General features: G+C 62.6%; 13 protein-coding genes. 6 read left to right on the top strand and 7 right to left on the bottom strand.

From position 1 onward, the window contains the following. Positions 1-74: 74 nt before the first annotated feature. Entirely contained in the window at positions 75-2,177 is a 2,103-nt protein-coding gene (locus QP324_RS03230; protein ID WP_284814442.1) for a PhoX family phosphatase, read from the bottom strand. A 189-nt stretch (positions 2,178-2,366) separates the two neighbouring features. Between QP324_RS03230 and lysS the strand changes: the two genes are divergently transcribed. Then, positions 2,367-3,944, top strand: coding sequence for a lysine--tRNA ligase (lysS, locus tag QP324_RS03225; RefSeq protein WP_225746412.1), 1,578 nt, complete (start codon positions 2,367-2,369; stop codon positions 3,942-3,944). A gap of 62 nt (positions 3,945-4,006) precedes the next feature. On the opposite strand, the gene crtI is transcribed toward lysS, so the two are convergent. The 3 genes from crtI to QP324_RS03210 all read right to left on the bottom strand — a co-directional run bounded on the left by crtI (position 4,007) and on the right by QP324_RS03210 (position 8,248). Further along, a complete protein-coding gene (gene crtI, locus QP324_RS03220) occupies positions 4,007-5,536 on the bottom strand; it encodes a phytoene desaturase family protein (RefSeq protein WP_284814440.1) in 1,530 nt (509 codons plus the stop codon). A gap of 10 nt (positions 5,537-5,546) precedes the next feature. Continuing rightward, positions 5,547-6,422: a squalene/phytoene synthase family protein gene (locus QP324_RS03215; RefSeq protein ID WP_284814438.1), complete on the bottom strand. Its 876-nt coding sequence runs from the start codon at positions 6,420-6,422 to the stop codon at positions 5,547-5,549. Positions 6,423-6,811: 389 nt separating this feature from the next. Continuing rightward, positions 6,812-8,248, bottom strand: a complete 1,437-nt coding sequence (locus QP324_RS03210) for a GuaB1 family IMP dehydrogenase-related protein (RefSeq protein WP_284814436.1) — start codon at positions 8,246-8,248, stop codon at positions 6,812-6,814. A 112-nt stretch (positions 8,249-8,360) separates the two neighbouring features. Between QP324_RS03210 and QP324_RS03205 the strand changes: the two genes are divergently transcribed. Continuing rightward, positions 8,361-9,782: an MDR family MFS transporter gene (locus QP324_RS03205; RefSeq protein WP_284814435.1), complete on the top strand. Its 1,422-nt coding sequence runs from the start codon at positions 8,361-8,363 to the stop codon at positions 9,780-9,782. Between the two features lie 55 nt (positions 9,783-9,837). Here QP324_RS03205 and QP324_RS03200 read toward each other — a convergent pair whose 3' ends face one another. After that, positions 9,838-11,037: a serine/threonine protein kinase gene (locus QP324_RS03200; protein ID WP_284814433.1), complete on the bottom strand. Its 1,200-nt coding sequence runs from the start codon at positions 11,035-11,037 to the stop codon at positions 9,838-9,840. Between the two features lie 216 nt (positions 11,038-11,253). Between QP324_RS03200 and QP324_RS03195 the strand changes: the two genes are divergently transcribed. Continuing rightward, entirely contained in the window at positions 11,254-14,022 is a 2,769-nt protein-coding gene (locus tag QP324_RS03195; protein WP_284814431.1) for an ATP-dependent Clp protease ATP-binding subunit, read from the top strand. Positions 14,023-14,111: 89 nt separating this feature from the next. On the opposite strand, the gene QP324_RS03190 is transcribed toward QP324_RS03195, so the two are convergent. Beyond that, positions 14,112-15,308, bottom strand: a complete 1,197-nt coding sequence (locus tag QP324_RS03190; RefSeq protein ID WP_284814429.1) for a lipase family protein — start codon at positions 15,306-15,308, stop codon at positions 14,112-14,114. A gap of 73 nt (positions 15,309-15,381) precedes the next feature. On the opposite strand from QP324_RS03190, the gene QP324_RS03185 reads away from it, so the two are divergent. Next, positions 15,382-15,552: a DUF4236 domain-containing protein gene (locus QP324_RS03185; protein WP_080970400.1), complete on the top strand. Its 171-nt coding sequence runs from the start codon at positions 15,382-15,384 to the stop codon at positions 15,550-15,552. A gap of 56 nt (positions 15,553-15,608) precedes the next feature. Here QP324_RS03185 and QP324_RS03180 read toward each other — a convergent pair whose 3' ends face one another. Continuing rightward, complete coding sequence (locus tag QP324_RS03180; protein WP_284814428.1) at positions 15,609-16,469, bottom strand: A/G-specific adenine glycosylase; 861 nt, start codon at positions 16,467-16,469, stop codon at positions 15,609-15,611. Between the two features lie 35 nt (positions 16,470-16,504). Between QP324_RS03180 and QP324_RS03175 the strand changes: the two genes are divergently transcribed. Both QP324_RS03175 and QP324_RS03170 read left to right on the top strand, forming a co-directional pair. After that, positions 16,505-17,119, top strand: a complete 615-nt coding sequence (locus QP324_RS03175; protein WP_284814426.1) for a carbonic anhydrase — start codon at positions 16,505-16,507, stop codon at positions 17,117-17,119. 64 nt (positions 17,120-17,183) lie between these two features. Then, positions 17,184-17,888: a hypothetical protein gene (locus QP324_RS03170; RefSeq protein ID WP_284767002.1), complete on the top strand. Its 705-nt coding sequence runs from the start codon at positions 17,184-17,186 to the stop codon at positions 17,886-17,888. Positions 17,889-17,890 lie beyond the last annotated feature (2 nt).

Raw genomic sequence — 17,890 nt, 5'->3', positions numbered from 1 at the left:
GGAAAACAACAGCGCGGCCCCAGTTCCAGTGGAGGAACGAGGGCCGCGCGGTGGGTGCTTAAACCAGGTGGTGCTTACTTCTTATCGACGCCGATGTTGCCGTCCTTCTTCCACACCACAACCACTGCAGGGCGAGGGGTGGACTTGCCGCCCTCTGGCCAGTGGGAGGTCTGCTTTTCGAAGGTAGCGTCATCGGTCTCGCCTGGGTGCTGGACGTTGACCATCACCCGCTCATCGGTGACGATGGGGCCGCAGGTCTCGGCGCCCGCCGGAACCGTCAGGAAGCACTTGAGCTCACCTCGGGTATCGCCCTCAGTGGTCACGGCGTAGAGGCCATCGTTGGACTCAAGGGCGTTGCCGTCGGTGGAGATCCACAGGTTGCCGTGGCTATCGAAGGCCAGGTTATCCGGGCAGGAAATTGGGGAGACCTTCTCCTTATCAAAGCCACCAAAGTAGGTATTTGCTTCCTTCGGGTCACCACAGACTAGGAAGAGGTTCCAGGTGAACTTCTCGCCAGCGTGGTCATCTTCAATCTCCATGACCAGGCCGTTCTTGTTCTCCTTGATAGGAGCCCACTCCATCGGCTCTTCCTTGTTCTTCTTGGCATTCTCGCCGGTAGCGCCGCGGTACTTATTGTTGGTCAGGGCCACGTAGACCTTCTCGGAGTCCGGGTGAACCTGCATATCCTCCGGGCGGTCCATCTTGGTGGCGCCCACCTTATCGGCAGCCTCACGGGTGTAGACGGCAACCTCTTCGGCAGACATGCCATCAACGTGAGACTCGAACTTGTTGTTCTCCGTATCGGAGGTCAGCAGCTTGATCCATTCGCCCTTGCCATCAAAGGCGCCATCCTCTGGCAGCACGCCGGAGCCGTCAATCTCGTCCTCTGGGGAGTTGCCCTCTACCTTGGCCACGTACAGGGTGCCGTGGTCCAAGATGGTGAGGTTGTGCTCGATGTCGCCTTCTTTGTACTTCTTGGTGGAGATGAACTTGTAGATGTACTCGAAGCGGGAGTCATCGCCGGAGTAGCACACGACGGTGCCGTCGGATGCGATGTGGATGTTGCCGGCCTCGTGCTTGAAGCGACCCAGCGCGGTGTGCTTGACCGGAGTGGACTTCGGGTCCAGCGGGTTGATTTCTACGATCCAGCCAAAGCGGTTCGGCTCGTTCGGCTCCTTGGAGACGTCGAAGCGCTTATCAAAGCGTTCCCACTTGCGCTGGGATTCGCCGTCTTCCATGCCGAAGCGCTCCAGGGACTCCTGCGCCTTCTTGTCATCCAGCTTGGCGTGGGCGAAGTACTGGTCAAAGTTCTCTTCGCCAGAAAGCATGGTATTCCACGGAGTGATGCCGCCGGAGCAGTTATTCAGGGTGCCCTTGACCTTCTTGCCGGTCTTATCGGCGGAGGTCTTGACGTAGTCGGAGCCGGCAGCTGGGCCCACCAGGGTGAATTCGGTGGTGGCGGTGATGCGGCGGTTGAGCGGGCCGAACTCGCGCTTGAGTTCACCGGTATCGCCTACCTTGGACACCTCCACGATGGAGTGGCCGTGGCCAGCCCAGCCGATCTTGGCCTGCTCCTCGGTGGGGTTATCCGCATCGTAGTTGGGGAACATCTGCGGCTCGGTGGTGTACTCGTGGGAGCAGACGTAGATAAGGCGGTTGTCATCGTTCGGGTGCTCGATAAGGCCCGCAAAGTCATTGTTGAAGCCGAACTGCTTTTCTGCTGCCTCGGCGGTCTGGTTCTTGTCATCGAATTCCGGCGCGTCCTCAAACAGCGGGTCGCCCCAGGCAATGAGGACGGACTGCTCGTAGCCATCCGGGATGACCACTTCGTCCTTCTCGTTTGGCTGTACTGGGTCGAACTTCATGCCCTCTGCGGAGGTGAGCTCAACGTTCGCCTCAGAGGTTTTGCCGCCCTTGCCCTCGGAGGAAGAAGCCTCATTAGACGCATCATCCGGGTTGGAGCAGGCCGCCAAAGCAGCGCCGCCGCCAACGGTTACGACGGACAGGCTACCCGCACGCAGCGCGGTACGGCGGGAGAATTGGTCAGCAAAGTACGGGTTATTGGACTTGTTCTCGCACTCGCCAAAGCAAGCATTACCGCACTTGTAGGTGCAGGTCAGGCTGGAACGAGAGGAGGCAAAGAGACTAGAGAGAAGGTTGCGGCCTTTAAGCGCCATTATTACTGCTCCAAATGGGTTGAAAATATTGTTTAGACACGGGGACAGCCATATATATAAGGGGATCTCAGTAACTGTGCGTTGGCGCGGAGGTGACGGTTAAGTGAATTATGCGTAAATCTTTTCCGGGGTGAGGGTGGCGTGGGCTAAATCGCGTGCTGCGGTGGGGATCGACTACCCTAGGCTAACGTGAGCGAGCAGAAGAATAATGAAGTAAACGATGTCCCTGAGCAGCTGCGCATCCGCCGCGAGAAGCGCGATCGCCTGCTGGAATCCGGCGTAGAGGCCTACCCGGTAACCGTTGAGCGCACCATCTCTTTGAAGGATTTGCGCCACGATTTCCGCGTTGTACCCGAGGGCGAAGAGCCGGGCGCCGAAGAAGGCGTGACCTACCTGGCCCCAGGCGAGGAAACCGAGGTAACCCACGCCATTGCCGGACGCCTTATCTTTATGCGCAATACCGGCAAGCTGTGCTTTGCCACCCTGCAAGATGGTGACGGCACCCAGGTGCAGGCCATGCTTTCCCTAGCGGAGGTGGGCAAAGAGCGCCTCGACGCTTGGAAGTCCGATGTTGACTTGGGCGATTTCATCTCCGTGCGCGGCCGCGTAATTTCCTCCCGCCGCGGCGAGCTGTCCATCATGGTCTCCGAGTGGACCATGGCCGCTAAGTCCCTGCGCCCGTTGCCGGTGTCCTTTGCCGATATGGCAGAAGATACCCGTGTGCGCCAGCGCTATAACGACCTCATTATCCGCGAAGAGGCCCGCAAGAACGCCATGATCCGCGTGAAGGTCATGCGCGCGCTGCGCAACTACCTGGAAAGCCAGGACTTCGTTGAAATCGAGACCCCGATGCTGCAGACCCTGCACGGTGGCGCGGCCGCTCGCCCGTTTATCACCCACTCCAATGCGCTGGATATTGACCTCTACCTGCGCATTGCGCCGGAGCTGTACTTGAAGCGTGCCGTCGTCGGCGGCATTGACCGCGTCTTCGAAATCAACCGCAACTTCCGCAACGAGGGCGTGGACCGTTCTCACTCGCCGGAGTTCGCCATGCTCGAGACCTACGCTGCATGGGGCGACTACGACGATTGTGCCCGCATGACGCGCGAGTCCATCCAGGCCGTAGCGCGCGACGTCTTTGGCTCCACCACCGTCACCCTGGCGGATGGCACCGAGTTCGACTTCGGCGGCGAAGAGTGGCCCGAAATCGAGATGTACCCCTCCCTCAATGAAGCCCTGCAGCGCAAGTTCCCGGGCCAGCCGGAGGTCACCATCGATACCGACGTCGAGACGCTCAAGGGCATTGCAGACGTCATCGGCCTTGACGTCCCCAAGGATGGCGGCTGGGGCCACGGCAAGCTAGTGGAGGAAATCTGGGAGGTCCTGTGCGAGGACCAGCTGGAAGGCCCCATCTTTGTCAAGAACTTCCCGGTTGAGACCTCCCCACTGACCCGTCAGCACCGTTCCAAGCCGGGCGTGACCGAGAAGTGGGATCTCTACGTCCGCGGCTTCGAGCTGGCAACCGGCTACTCCGAGCTGGTGGACCCGGTTATCCAGCGCGAGCGCTTTGAGGATCAGGCTCGCCTGGCCGCCGGTGGCGATGACGAGGCCATGGTGCTGGACGAGGACTTCCTTGCTGCAATGGAGCAGGGCATGCCTCCTACGGCCGGCACCGGCATGGGCATGGACCGCCTGCTGATGGCCCTGACCGGCCTGGGCATCCGTGAAACCGTGCTCTTCCCACTGGTTAAACCAGAGCAGAAGTAGCAGCCCAGCGGCCAATCTCTAGCCGTCAGCCCACGTGGCTGGCGGCTTTTGCCGTGCCTGGGCTAGTGCGAAAGTGGCCCTGCGGATTTATCGCCGCGCAGGCGCTTAATAATGTTTTCGGCCGAAATCAGACACATCGGCACGCCCACGCCCGGCACGGTGGTGGCTCCTGCGTAATAGAGTCCATCGACCTTGCGCGAGGCATTGCGCCCGCGCAAAAACGCCGATTGCCGCAGCGTGTGCGCGGGCCCAATAGAACCGGCCGACCAAGCATGGTAGCGCTCGGCAAAATCGGCAGGGCCGAGCGTGCGCTTGACGACGACCCTGTCTACCAAATCCGGCACCCCAGCCGTGGCTGCAATGTGGTTAAGGGCGGCGTCGGCAATCGCGGCAACGCGCTCGGATTCCTCTGCGTGGTAGGCATTGCCGAACCCGGGCGCCTCCGCGGCCGGCACCGGCACCAGAATGAAGAGGTTTTCGTGGCCTGCGGGCGCTACGTTCGGGTCGGTGGCTGAGGTCTTGGACACGTAGATGGACTTCGAGGCGCCCAACGGCCGGGAAGGCTCCGGACCGGAATAGACGGCGCGGAAATCCGGATCCCAATCCTGGCTAAAAAGCAGCGTATGGTGCGCTAATTCGGGCAGATCGCCCTTCACCCCGGCCAAAATGAGCACGGTGCCCAGACCTGGATTGCGCCGGCCCCAGTAGGGCTCCGGGTAGGTGCGCAGCTGTGGAGGCAATAACTGGGTCTCGGTATGGTGCACGTCCGCCGCCGACACCACGATATCGGCGTGGATGGCGCCCTTATTCGTGCGCACGCCCGTGACCTGCCGGTTGGCAACCTTAATGGAGGTCACCTCCTCGCCCAAGCGGAAGGTGGCGCCAAACTTCCGTGCCTGCCGGTAGATGGCCTGGACCACGGCCGCGAAGCCACCCTGCGGGTAGCGCACGCCCTCCACCAGGTCGGTGTGGCTCATTAAGGAATACAGTGCCGGTGCGGCGGCCGGCTCGGAGGACAAAAAGACCGCCGGGTAACTTAAGATTTGGCGCAGGCGGGCATCAGAAAACGTTCGGCCCACGTACTGCTTTAGGTTTACCGTCAGCAGAGCCATGAGGCGCGAAATCCGGGTGCGGATATCGCGGTGCACCAGGTTCAGCGGCGCGGAGAAGGTGGTGTAAAGGAAGTGCTTAAGCGCCATCTCATAGGTATCGCTGGCCTGCGCCAAGTACGCGCGGACTTTCTCCCCCGCGCCGGGCTCGAGTGACTCGAAAAGCGCGGTGACTTCCTCGATGCCGGAGCGCACATCCACCGGCGCATCGCCATGAAAGACGCGGTAGGCGGGGGAGAGGTCGACCAAGTCCAGCTCCGCCTCGGTGGAGGTGCCGCACAGCGCAAAGAAGTGATCGAATGCCTCGGGCATGAGGTACCAGGACGGTCCGGTATCCCAGCGGAAGCCGGCCTCCGCAAAGCTGCCGGCGCGCCCTCCTACCTCATCCAGCGAGTCCACGACGGTGACCTCGTAGCCCTCGCGGCCGAGCAAAGCGGCGGTGGCGAGTCCGGCGATGCCGGCTCCAATGACGACGGCGTGCATGATGTTCTCCTTAGTTTTCGCCCGTAGCCGAGGTCTGGCTGCTGCAACCGCGACGGCGCACCGCGCGGGCCGCGAGCCAAGCCTTGGTGTGGTTCGGAACGGATACTCGCGTGGTGGCAAGTGCCGTAGCCGGAGTGGCGGCAAGGCGATTGGTGAGCTCAGCAAAGATATCCGCCGCCGTGCTCACACCGACCCGCGCGGAAGCCGGGAGCACGTCGATGGTGAGCGCGGCGGTGGCGAGCTCCTGGCGGATCTCTGCGATGAGCGCGGACTTGGTGGCCTCATCAATCCGTCCCGATGGGGCCTGCTGAAAATAGGTGCGGCCCAAAGTGGAGCTATCCTCACCCAGGTCACGCAGGAAATTAATCTTTTGAAAGGCTGACCCTAGAGCGCGGGCACCGCGCTCCATCGCGGCGCGGTCGGCGGGGGAGACGTCCTCTTCGGCCAAGAAAATTTGCAGGCACAATAACCCAATGACTTCCGCTGAGCCGTAGATATAGTCTTGCAGTTCCGATGGGGAGTACTCGCGCTGGGTGAGATCCGCACGCATGGAGTTAAAGAAGGCAGCAAGGTACTCGCGGTGGAAGCCGCAGCGGCGAGCGGTGATGGCATAAGCGTGCACTATCGGGTCAGTGTGCAGTCGCCGTTGCGGTGCGGCCAGGATGGTCTTTTCGTAGGCATCCAGCGCGGCGGCGGGGTCGGTGTGGGCTTGTGCTGCGGCGCCGTCGACAAGCTCGTCTGCAATGCGCACCACCGCATACAGGTGGCGGATATCGGCGCGCACCCGTCCGCGCAGAAGCCGCGTGGCCAGGGAGAAGCTGGTGGAGTACTGCCCCATAACCTGCGCGGCCGCGCGGGAGGCCGCTTGGTCATAGCGAGTCAACATATCTGTCAACGTAGCACGTGCTGAGCGGAGGGCTTCTAGGGACGCTGGCTTCTTAGCACTCGAACTCTAGACTGTTCGAGTATCCAGGAGGCCGCTTCCGGGGAGATCCAGGAACAAACTTTGTGAAGTGTTGTGTCTATGTGGTTCCTCAGAAGTACCTCAGCGTGCTGAATATCTTCTAGGAATGCCTTCGAGACGCGGGTATTCCATAGATAAAGAGCCGCCGGGTCAGGATGATCGAGAAACCTTTTCATTCTGGGAGCTGAAAACCATTCAATAAGCTGGCGTTGGGTAGCTGATTGAGGCGTCATGGCTCCCATGGTAGTGTCGCATTTGAAAGCCCCAGAGCGATCCCTGCAGGCCATCTGCACATCACTGGGGTTATTGTTTTAGCGGTTCGTGGCCCGTGGCTGCCCCTCGGCAAAGCCGGCGGCGGATTGCACGCCCACGGTCGCGCGTTCGTGGAAGGCGGCCAGCGAATCGGCGCCGGCGTAGGTGCACGAGGAACGCACGCCAGAGACAATCCGGTCCACCAGGTGCTCCACGCCACCGTGCTCGGGGTCGAGGTAGATGCGGGAGGTAGAAATGCCCTCTTCGAACATCTCGCGGCGGGCGCGCTCAAAGGCCTCGGTATCGGAATTGCGGCCGCGCACCGCCCGGCGCGAGGCCATACCGAAGGATTCTTTGTAGAAGGCGCCGTCGGCATCCTTGTGCAGGTCACCTGGGGACTCGAAGGTGCCGGCGAACCAGGAGCCGATCATGACATTGGAGGCACCCGCGGCCAGTGCGAGGGCGACATCGCGCGGGTCGCGCACGCCGCCATCGGCCCAAACATGGGCGCCTACCTCGCGGGCGGCCGCAGCACACTCTAGGACGGCCGAGAACTGCGGGCGGCCCACGCCGGTTTGCATGCGGGTGGTGCACATCGCGCCCGGGCCCACACCGACCTTGATAATGTCCGCGCCGGCCGCGGCCAGCTCGCGCACGCCCTCGGCCGTGACGATATTGCCGGCGGCAATGGGAAGTCCCAGATCCAGCGCCTTAACCTTGCGCAGTGCGGTGAGCATGCTTTCCTGGTGGCCGTGTGCGGTATCGATGACGAGGACGTCAGCACCGGCCTCCGCCAAGGCACGGGCGCGACCTTCCACGTCACCGTTAATGCCCACCGCAGCACCGATGTGCAGGCGGCCTTGCTTGTCGACGCCCGGCCTATACATCTTCGCCCTTACCGCACCCTTCCTAGTGAGGATTCCAGCCAAGGTGCCATCCGGGTTGACCACCGGGGCTAGCTTGCGGGAGGTTTTGCGCAGCTTGGTAAAGGCCTCCTGTGGGTCAATGCCCACCGGCAGCGTGACCAAGTCGGTGGTCATCAGCTGGCCGACGGCGGTGAAGTTATCCTGTCCGCGCAGGTCCTTCGGCGTGATGATGCCGATAGGCATGTCCCCCTCGACCACGATCGCGGCACCATGGGCGCGCTTGTGCAAAAGGTTGCTGGTATAGCCCACGGTGTGGTGCGGCTTGACGGTAATTGGGGTGTCATAGACCAAGTCCGCCGCCTTCACAGAGGCGATGGTTTCTGCGGCCGCTTCCAAGGAGAGGTCCTGTGGCAGGATGGTCAGGCCGCCGCGCCGGGCGATGGTCTCGGCCATGCGGCGCCCAGCCACGGCGGTCATATTGGCCACGATGAGCGGGATGGTATTTCCGGTGCCGTCCTCAGTGGTGAGGTCTACCGACTGGCGCGAGCCCACCTCGGAGTGGCTCGGGACCATAAATACGTCGGAGTAGGTCAATTCGTACGGCGGATGGGCATCGTTGAGAAAACGCACTGGGGTGTACCTCGCTTTAGGCTCGGGTGGCGCGGTCTCACCGCGCGGATGAAGACACTAAAATTATACTCCTCGACTTTCCCCGCACCCGCGGCCTCAGTATCCTGTCTGGGTGTCTCAGAAACCAGATCCCCACATTTCCGCAGAGGTAAAAATCAACCTCACCATTCTCGTCCTCGGCGCGATGGTGATGATCCTGAACGAGACCGCCCTGTCGGTGGCGCTGCCCACCATCATGGCGGACTTTGGCATCCCCGCGACCTCCGCCCAGTGGCTGCTTACCGGTTTCCTCCTCACCATGGGCGTGGTTATCCCAACCACCGGCTTTCTGATGGATAAGTTCACCACCCGGCAGATCTTCTTGGCCTCGTCGGGCGTTTTTCTTGCCGGTACGGTGTTGGCGGCGCTCGCCCCGGCCTTCGGCGTGCTGCTGGTGGGCCGCGTATTCCAGGCGGCCGGCACCGCCTTGATGATCCCCACCCTGATGACGGTGGCGATGACCCTCGTCCCGCCGCAGCGCCGCGGCAGTGTCATGGGCATTATCTCCGTGGTCATTTCCGTGGCCCCAGCACTCGGACCCACGGTAGGTGGCTTCGTGTTGGGCATGTCTAGCTGGCACGTCATCTTCTGGACCATGGTGCCGCTGCTTGGCCTCATCTGCGCCGCCGGCTATTTCCGACTGGTCAACGTGGGAGATAAGCGCGATACCCCGCTGGACTTCCCGTCTGTCGTCCTGTCCGTCATCGCCTTTGGCGGATTGGTCTACGCCGTATCGTCCCTGGAAAACATGCTGGAGGGCGATGGCCTCGTAGACATCGTCGTTCTCATCGTCGGCCTCGTGGCCCTGGCGCTTTTCACCCGCCGCCAGCTGCGCCTGGCCAAGGACAATCGCGCTCTTTTGGACATGCGCCCGTTTACGGTTCCCAACTTCACCGTGGCGGTACTAGGCATGCTGCTCATGTTTGGGCTATTGCTCGGCGTGGTCAATATCCTGCCCATCTACCTGCAGACCTCTCTGGCGGTAAGCTCCCTGGTCACCGGGCTCGTCGTCATGCCTGGCGGTTTGCTGCAAGGCGGCATCTCGCCGATGGTCGGCCGCCTCTATGACATCCACGGGCCCCGCCCGCTTATGATCCCGGGCGCCCTCCTCCTCGCCGCGGGCACGTGGCTGATGACCTTGCTCAACGAGGACAGTGCGGTATGGATGGTCATTGGCATGCACGTCCTTTTTGCGCTGGGCATCGCGCTTATGATGACGCCGCTGATGACGACGTCCCTGGCCTCCCTGCCAGACGAGCTCTACTCGCACGGCTCCGCCATTCTCAATACCCTGCAGCAGCTGGCGGGCGCGGCCGGCACTGCTTTCCTGATGACCTTCCTGACCCGTGGCACCAAGTCCGGTGCGGCCCAAGGCATGAACGAGGCAGCCGCGACGGCTCACGGGGCGCACTGGGCCTTCCTTTTTGCCGGCGTGCTTTCGCTGGTGGTCGTTGTGCTCGCTCCGTTCCTCAAGCGCGTGCCCTCCGCGGAATAAGCACAAGGACAAAATAAAGGCCCGCACCAGCGGGCCTTTAACTTTCGGGCGCGAGTTAAGAGGCGCACAGCGGCAGGTTCAGCCGCTCCTCTTCAGCCTTATCGCCCCACACCAGGAATGCGGACTGGGTGCCTTCCACGGCCATTACGTAGGTCGGAACATCCGCGGTGGTCTCAAAGCTTTGGATGGTGCACTGGTCATTGGAAAGCTCGACCGGTTCGGCGTCGGGAAGCATGGCATCGCGCTCCTCCACGCTGGGGTAGTAGGTCACGATGTAGTTGAACCCATCGCCCACGCAGGAAATCTTGGCCTCTTGGCCAGGCTCCGGGTCGCGCGAGGAGCACTTAGCCCCATCGAAGCCGTCCTGACCGCTGCGGGAGCCCACCAGGTCCGGATACGCATCCGCGAGGTTTTGCTCCTTGTCATTCCAGCTGGGGTAGGACAGGAAGAACCACAGCGCGGCTGCAGCAGCAATCGCGGCCACCGCCAGCACCGTGATGAGCGCAATGAGCCCGCCCTTGCCCTTCTTCTTCGGCGCGGGTGCCATCGGTTGCTGCGGCTGCGCCATGGGTTGGGCCATCGGTTGCGGCTGTTGCGGCGGAGCGAACTGCTGCTGGGGGCGCGGTTCTGGCTCCTGCACGCGCGGAATCTGCGCGGTATCGAAATCGCGCTCCGGGCGCAGGTGCTCCACCACATCCTTGGCGCTCTCTGCCGTGTTAGTGGGCTTGTACTCCGGGCACTTGTGGGCGACGAGCTCTTCAAACGCCGCTACCGCATCGCCGTGCTCTTCGCCGGACGGACCGGCCGCAGCCAGCACCGAAACCTGGCGTTGCTTATCGACGCCCACCCGGGCCTCCCTTAGCCCATGCACCGCAAAATCTGCCCGATTACGTGACACCAAGAAGTCCACCGCACCCGCCAGCGGACCAAAGACGTCGGCGGCCTCTTCGCGGCTGAGATTATTGGGCAGCTCAGAAAGCTGGGTTCCGGAAGTCCCTTCGCGCACGATGAATTCCTGCCCGTCCGCGGTGGTGCCCGTGCCCACCAGCGGCGCGATGGCTGGGTGGCGCAACCCATGCAGTGCCGTGGACTTGTCCACCACTCCGGTAATTTCCGGCGCGAAGATTTCCACGCTCAGCTGCTGGTGCGTGCTTCCATCTTCGACCACAAAGAGGGTAGACGATGGCGCCTCATCCAACACGGCCAATTCGTGCAGGTTGTGCTGGGTGGCAAAGAACTCAGGAAGCTGGGGCACGGTCGCGACGTCCTTAAATAGTGGGGAGGGGAGGGAACAAAAACGATTCTAGATTACATGCCCATGCCCCTGTTCGCTACCGGCGTACACCCGTGTGAGCTGCGAATATGGTGGATTCTGGCGGTATTGCGGGCATCTGGGAACAAAACCGGAAATTATCGGCGGATTGCCGCGTTAGAGTGGGTATCACATTAGAAGCGAAAGTATAGGGGAATCATGTTCGAGAGGTTTACCGATCGTGCTCGCCGCGTCATCGTTTTGGCGCAGGAAGAAGCACGCATGCTTAACCACAATTACATCGGCACCGAGCACATCCTGCTCGGCCTTATCCATGAGGGCGAAGGCGTAGCCGCCAAGGCGCTGGAATCCATGGGTATCTCCCTGGAGGATGTCCGCCGCGAGGTTGAGGAAATCATCGGCCAGGGCAGCCAGCCGCACACCGGCCACATCCCCTTTACCCCACGCGCCAAGAAGGTCCTGGAGCTTTCCCTGCGCGAAGGCCTGCAGATGGGACACAAGTACATCGGTACTGAGTTCTTGCTATTGGGCCTCATCCGCGAGGGCGACGGCGTCGCCGCCCAGGTGCTGACCAAGCTCGGCGCCGACCTGCCGCGCGTGCGCCAGCAGGTTATCCAACTGCTGTCCGGTTATGAGGGCGGCCAGCAGGAGGGTGGTTCCTCCAACGGCCAGGGCTCCGGTCCGGTCGGCGCGGGTGCTGGTGCAGGTGCCGGCGCGGGCGGCCGTGGTGGCTCCGGCGGTTCCGGCGAGCGTTCCAATTCCCTGGTGCTCGACCAGTTTGGCCGCAACCTCACCCAGGCCGCGAAGGACGGCAAGCTCGATCCGGTCGTTGGCCGTGAGTCCGAGGTAGAGCGCATCATGCAGGTGCTGTCTCGCCGTACGAAGAATAACCCGGTGCTCATCGGTGAGCCGGGCGTTGGTAAGACCGCCGTCGTTGAGGGCTTGGCGCTCGACATCGTCAACGGCAAGGTTCCGGAGACCCTCAAGGATAAGCAGCTCTACTCGCTGGACCTGGGTTCCCTAGTAGCTGGCTCCCGTTACCGCGGTGACTTTGAGGAACGCCTGAAGAAGGTGCTCAAGGAGATTAACCAGCGCGGCGACATCATCTTGTTCATCGATGAGATCCACACCCTGGTTGGTGCTGGTGCTGCTGAAGGCGCTATCGATGCTGCCTCGCTGCTCAAGCCGAAGCTGGCTCGTGGCGAGCTGCAGACCATCGGTGCTACGACCCTTGAGGAATACCGCAAGCACATCGAGAAGGATGCCGCCCTGGAGCGCCGCTTCCAGCCAGTCAAGGTGGAGGAGCCTTCCCTGGATGACACCTTCTTGATCCTGAAGGGCCTGCGCGATAAGTACGAGGCACACCACCGCGTGTCCTACACCGATGAGGCGCTGCATGCTGCAGCTTCCCTCTCGGATCGCTACATCAATGATCGTTTCTTGCCGGATAAGGCCGTTGACCTCCTCGATGAGGCTGGCGCCCGCATGCGTATCAAGCGCATGACCGCGCCGAAGGGCCTGCGCGAGGTCGATGACCGCATCGCTGAGGTCCGCAAGGAAAAGGAAGCGGCCATTGATGCCCAGGACTTTGAGAAGGCAGCCGGCCTGCGCGATAAGGAGCGCAAGCTGGGCGAGGAGCGCGCGGAGAAGGAAAAGCAGTGGCGCTCCGGTGACCTAGAGGAAATCGCCGAGGTAGGCGAGGACCAGATCGCCGAGGTTCTGGCGCACTGGACCGGCATCCCTGTGCTGAAGCTGACGGAGAAGGAATCCAACCGCCTGCTCAACATGGAAGAGGAGCTGCACAAGCGCATCATTGGCCAGGACGAGGCGGTCAAGTCCGTCTCCCGCGCCATCCGCCGCACCCGTGCAGGCCTCAAGGATCCGCGCCGCCCGTCCGGTTCCTTCATCTTCGCCGGCCCGTCCGGTGTGGGTAAGACCGAGCTGTCGAAGTCCCTGGCTAACTTCCTCTTCGGTTCGGATGATGACCTCATCCAGATCGACATGGGTGAGTTCCACGATCGCTTCACCGCCTCCCGTCTCTTCGGTGCGCCTCCGGGATACGTTGGCTACGAAGAGGGCGGCCAGCTGACCGAGAAGGTTCGCCGCAAGCCGTTCTCCGTCGTGCTTTTCGATGAGATCGAGAAGGCCCACAAGGAGATTTACAACACCCTCCTGCAGGTGCTGGAAGATGGCCGCCTTACTGACGGCCAGGGTCGCGTCGTCGACTTCAAGAACACCGTTCTCATCTTCACCTCGAACCTGGGCACCCAGGACATCTCGAAGCCGGTGGGCTTGGGCTTTACCGGCTCCTCCGAGAACGATGCGGATGCTCAGTACGACCGGATGAAGCAGAAGGTCAACGACGAGCTGAAGAAACACTTCCGCCCAGAGTTCTTGAACCGTATCGATGACATCGTCGTCTTCCACCAGCTCACCCAGGAGCAGATTGTGGAGATGGTCGAGCTGCTCATTGGCCGCGTGGCCAAGCAGCTGGATGAGCGCGATATGGGCATTGAGCTCACGCAGAAGGCCAAGGACCTGCTGGCTAAGCGCGGCTTCGACCCAGTATTGGGTGCTCGTCCGCTGCGCCGCACCATTCAGCGCGAGATTGAGGACCAGCTCTCTGAGAAGATCCTCTTCGGCGAAATCGGCGCCGGCGAAATCATCACCGTCGACGTCGAGGGCTGGGACGGCGAGTCCAAGGACAACACGGGTGCGAAGTTCACCTTCAGCCCGCGCCCGAAGCCTCTGCCGGAGGATACCGAGGAGCCGCAGCTTGACGACGCCGAGGTGCGCGAGAATGACGCCGACTCCACCGATGCCGGCGAGCCCGACACCATCACTCCGGACGTTCCGGGCGATGGCGGCTCCACCGCCGCCGGAACCGACCTAGAGTCCGGCTCTGGTTCCGACTCCGATGACGACGGCCACAACCCGCCGCCAGCAGGCGCCGGCCAGCCGATGTAATTCGGTCCAACGGTTAAAGCCACCCAACACTTCGCTTTCTGCGAGATTGGGTGGCTTTTTGTGTGCCGTTCCGAGGGGTCGGATGCCATTTAGCCAGCACAATTAGATGGTGCCGGTTTTCCGTTGAAGCGGTCAAAGAGGTACTTCAAACCCACCGGGATATTGACGTAGAGCGGCAGCGCGTGGTCGGCGCCAGCGCCCGGGATGGTCGCGGTGCCGGGTGCGGCCATGAATTCTACGGTTCCGCCCATCTGGCAATAGGCTCCTGCGACGGCGCGGACCTGCTCGTGCGGGATGAGATCATCGTGCGGCGAGCTGGCGATCATTGCCGGGCCCTTGAGCGGGTGCTTGCCCTGATTCTGCCGTAGCAAGGTTTCCTTGATGACGGGCTTGCGCTCTACGAGCTCGGATAGCGATTCCCCGGTGCGGGTGAGTTGGCGGGTGTTGGTAAAGCCCCACATGAGGATGGAGTCACCCGCGCAGCTGGTGGCCGCGGAGTGCAGAAAGTCGATGCCGCGGGGATTTAATTCTTCAAGGACCGCTTCGCGGAATTTGGGGTCACGCTCCGCAAAGCCGTTGATGGCGTAGCCCAGCACGTGGACGATGGAAGAGCCGTCGATGGCCTTCATGACCTTGGGCAGGTCAGCCGGCGGGGCGCCGGAGTAGGTTCCGGCCACGTTCAATTCGGGTGCATAAGAGTCGGCGAATTCCGCAGCGGCCAGCGAAGCACCGCCGCCTTGCGAGTAGCCCGCAAACCCAATAGGGGAGTCCTGCGGAGCGCGCGCCAGCTCCAGGCCGGAGCGGGCGGCATCAAGCATGGCGTGTGCTTCTTCAATGTGATTGACGTAGGTGTGGTGCCCTGGCATACCGAGTCCGATAAGGTCCGCGACGATGACGCGAGCGCCATGCTGGAGTGCGCCCATATAGAAGCCGTATTCGTGGTTCGCATTGATGGTAGGGGAGCCGACCTTGCTTAGTTCCACGGAGCCTAGGCCCATGCCGGCGCGCGATGGTGCACACTGGTCTCCTGCGCCGCGAGTGCCGGGCGCAAAGATGATGGTGGGCCGCTCGCCCTTGCCACGCCACGGTGCGGTGGGCTCGTACAAGGTGGCCGAGGCCTGAACTGGCTTGCCGCCATCCGTGGTGGTGTCGTAGGTGAACACCTGGCCGCGGCCGACGCCATCGAGTACGTGCGGCGAAGGCCGAGTCGAGGTTACCGCCGCATTTGCGGCCGGCGGCAGCAGGAGGGAGCCGAGGATTAGTGAACAAACTGTGAGGAGTCTCATACAAATCTTTTCCATGGCCACAACCTACTGCGCAGTAAGAACGGTGGAAGTGGAATTGCTAAAATATATGCTTATGGGACTTCAGTATCGTTCAAGAAAAAAGACCGGCAAGAATAGCTGGATCAACGTCTCCGGATCCGGCGCGTCGATGTCTACCAAGGTAGGACCGGTCACCTTCAATTCCCGCGGCGGCATGTGGGTGAACCTGCCGGGCGGATTCAATTTCCGCGGCCGCTGGCGTTAAACAGATCACACTCTCCGGATCGCGACCTGCGATTATAGCCGGCCATTATTAACCCCCTAAATAGGGAGGTGGAACAGGCCAGCGTCGTTTTGCTCGGCGAGGCCGTCGGCAAGCAGCGAAGCCAACGCCCGGGAGCGCTGCGCCGCATCGGGCCAGACCACGTCGATCTCGGACTGCGGCACGGGCCGCTCCGCCGCGCGCAGCACGTCCAGAATCTTGCCGCGCACCTGTCGGTCCGTGCCGACGAATTTTTGCACGCGCTTTTTCGCCCGTGCCTGCTCCTCCGCACTCGGCTGCGGCCGGCCCGCCAACTGCCACGCACAGCTCGCGCGCAGCGGGCACTGCTCGCAGGAGGGGTTCTTCGCCGTGCACACCAGCGCTCCCAATTCCATGAGCGCGGCCGAAAAACGCGGCCCATTCTCGGCCGGCAGCAGCTCCGCCACGGCCGCCAACTCCCGCTTCGACGGTTGCGGCGCCAAGAACCTACCGTCCTCCGCGCGCGCATACACCCGGCGCACATTGGTATCGACCACCGGCACATTTATCCCATAGTGGAAGCAGGCCACGGCGCGTGCGGTGTAGTCACCGATGCCCGGCAGGCGCAGCAGCTTATCGACGTCCGCCGGCACCTCGCCCTCGCCAATGGCCGCCGCGCACTCCCACAGGCGCAGCGCGCGCCGCGGATAGCCCAGCTTGCCCCAGGCGCGCAGGACCTCCGCTCGGGAGGCCTGGGCAAAGTCCGCCGGGGTGGGCCAGCGCCGCATCCATTCCTCCCACACCGGAGCCACGCGCGCGACCGGGGTTTGCTGGCTCATGACCTCGCTGAGCAGCACGCCCCACGCGCTCGTGCCAGGCCGGCGCCATGGCAGGTCGCGTTCATTGGCATCGAACCAGGAAAGAAGAGCTTGCGAATCCATCGTGGGAGATAGTCTAGGGCATTAGAATGTGGCCTATGCCTTTACGTAATGTTGCCCACGAACCGCAGGCCGTATGGGAGGCCCTTAAGGCGGGAAATCAACGCGTGCTGGACGGCGAGACCGTCGACGTCCGCGAGATTTATAACCGCGAGGGCCTAACTCACGGCCAGGATCCCCGCGTGGTGGTCATTTCCTGTTCCGATTCCCGCGCCCCTATCGAGCACGTCTTCAATATCGGCTTCGGCGATGCCTTTGTCATCCGCACCGCGGGCCACATTCTTGACGACGCCGTCGTAGCCTCCCTCGACTACGCCCTCGCCGCCCTCAAGCCCAACCTGCTGGTGGTCCTCGGCCATCAATCTTGTGGTGCGGTGGGCGCGGCTACCGGTTTCGTGGCCGGCGGCGAACTGCCCACCGGCCTGCAGCGCCCCATTATTGAAAAGGTTGCCGCCTCCGCCCTGGTGGCGGGTCCGAATGCCACGACTGACGACGTCGAGCGGGAACACACCCGCCAGACCGTCGCCCAGCTGGTGGCCAGCGTGCCCAACGTGCGTCGCCTATTAGACGAGCGCGTTTTGGGCGTTATCGGCGCGCGCTACCTGCTGGAGGACTCCAGCGTGGAAACCCTGCAGACCTTCGGGGTGGAATAACCCAACCTGACACGCGGCGCGGGCTTAGCGCACCGGCCCGCACCCACCGCTTAAAATTGACAGCGTGACGCAGAAAAAGCCCCTACCTGAAGAGATCTACAAGCGCCGCCGCGTGGCGGCGCTCATCATCGTGCTCGTGCTGGCCGTGGTGCTGATCTGGGCGGCCGTGGCCGCCTTCGGGGGTAGCAGCGATGAGCCGGCCGATACCGCCGCCCCTGCGCCCACGCCGGAGCAGACCTCGTCTTCTGCCGCCCCGGAGACCTCTGAAGCTGCCTCGGAGACGGCTGCGGAGGCTTCGGCCGAGGGGGCGTCGGAAAGCAAGGCGGCCGAAAGCGAGCCGTCGAGCGCGGCGCCTGCAAGCTCTGAGGCAGCCAAGAAGACCTGCGACCTCGCGGACCTCCAGGTGCGCACCTCCATGCTGAACTACTCCGTGCCGGAGGGCGAGCTGCCGAAGTTCTTCATGACGGTCACCAACCCCACGGCCGCGGACTGCAAGATCGACCTGGACAAGAACCTGCTGCGCTTCGAGGTCTACAAGATGGCCGATAACCAGCGCGTGTGGTCCGATACGGATTGCTACGCCTCCGTGCAGACCGGCTCGCAAACCTTCCCGGCCGGCAAGGACGTGAAATTCGAGGCCGAATGGTCCCGCCAGGCCTCCAAGCCGGGCGAGTGCACCGACCGCCCCGCGGCCGAACCTGGGGCCTACTTCGCCCACACCGTCATCGGCGATAACTCCTCCCCGCCGCAGGACTTCACGCTGCGCTAGGC

It is taken from the genome of Corynebacterium sp. UMB0012 (assembly GCF_030216265.1).
Taxonomy (GTDB): domain Bacteria; phylum Actinomycetota; class Actinomycetes; order Mycobacteriales; family Mycobacteriaceae; genus Corynebacterium.
This window is presented reverse-complemented; position numbering and strand designations above follow the sequence as displayed.

What these genes read in the sequence shown, in the direction of transcription:
- QP324_RS03180 (WP_284814428.1), bottom strand. Translation starts at nt 16,469, where the DNA reads ATGGATTCGCAAGCTCTTCTTTCCTGGTTCGATGCCAATGAACGCGAC.
- QP324_RS03185 (WP_080970400.1), top strand. Translation starts at nt 15,382, where the DNA reads ATGGGACTTCAGTATCGTTCAAGAAAAAAGACCGGCAAGAATAGCTGG.
- QP324_RS03230 (WP_284814442.1), bottom strand. Translation starts at nt 2,177, where the DNA reads ATGGCGCTTAAAGGCCGCAACCTTCTCTCTAGTCTCTTTGCCTCCTCT.
- QP324_RS03215 (WP_284814438.1), bottom strand. Translation starts at nt 6,422, where the DNA reads ATGTTGACTCGCTATGACCAAGCGGCCTCCCGCGCGGCCGCGCAGGTT.
- crtI (WP_284814440.1), bottom strand. Translation starts at nt 5,536, where the DNA reads ATGCACGCCGTCGTCATTGGAGCCGGCATCGCCGGACTCGCCACCGCC.
- QP324_RS03195 (WP_284814431.1), top strand. Translation starts at nt 11,254, where the DNA reads ATGTTCGAGAGGTTTACCGATCGTGCTCGCCGCGTCATCGTTTTGGCG.
- QP324_RS03190 (WP_284814429.1), bottom strand. Translation starts at nt 15,308, where the DNA reads ATGAGACTCCTCACAGTTTGTTCACTAATCCTCGGCTCCCTCCTGCTG.
- QP324_RS03175 (WP_284814426.1), top strand. Translation starts at nt 16,505, where the DNA reads ATGCCTTTACGTAATGTTGCCCACGAACCGCAGGCCGTATGGGAGGCC.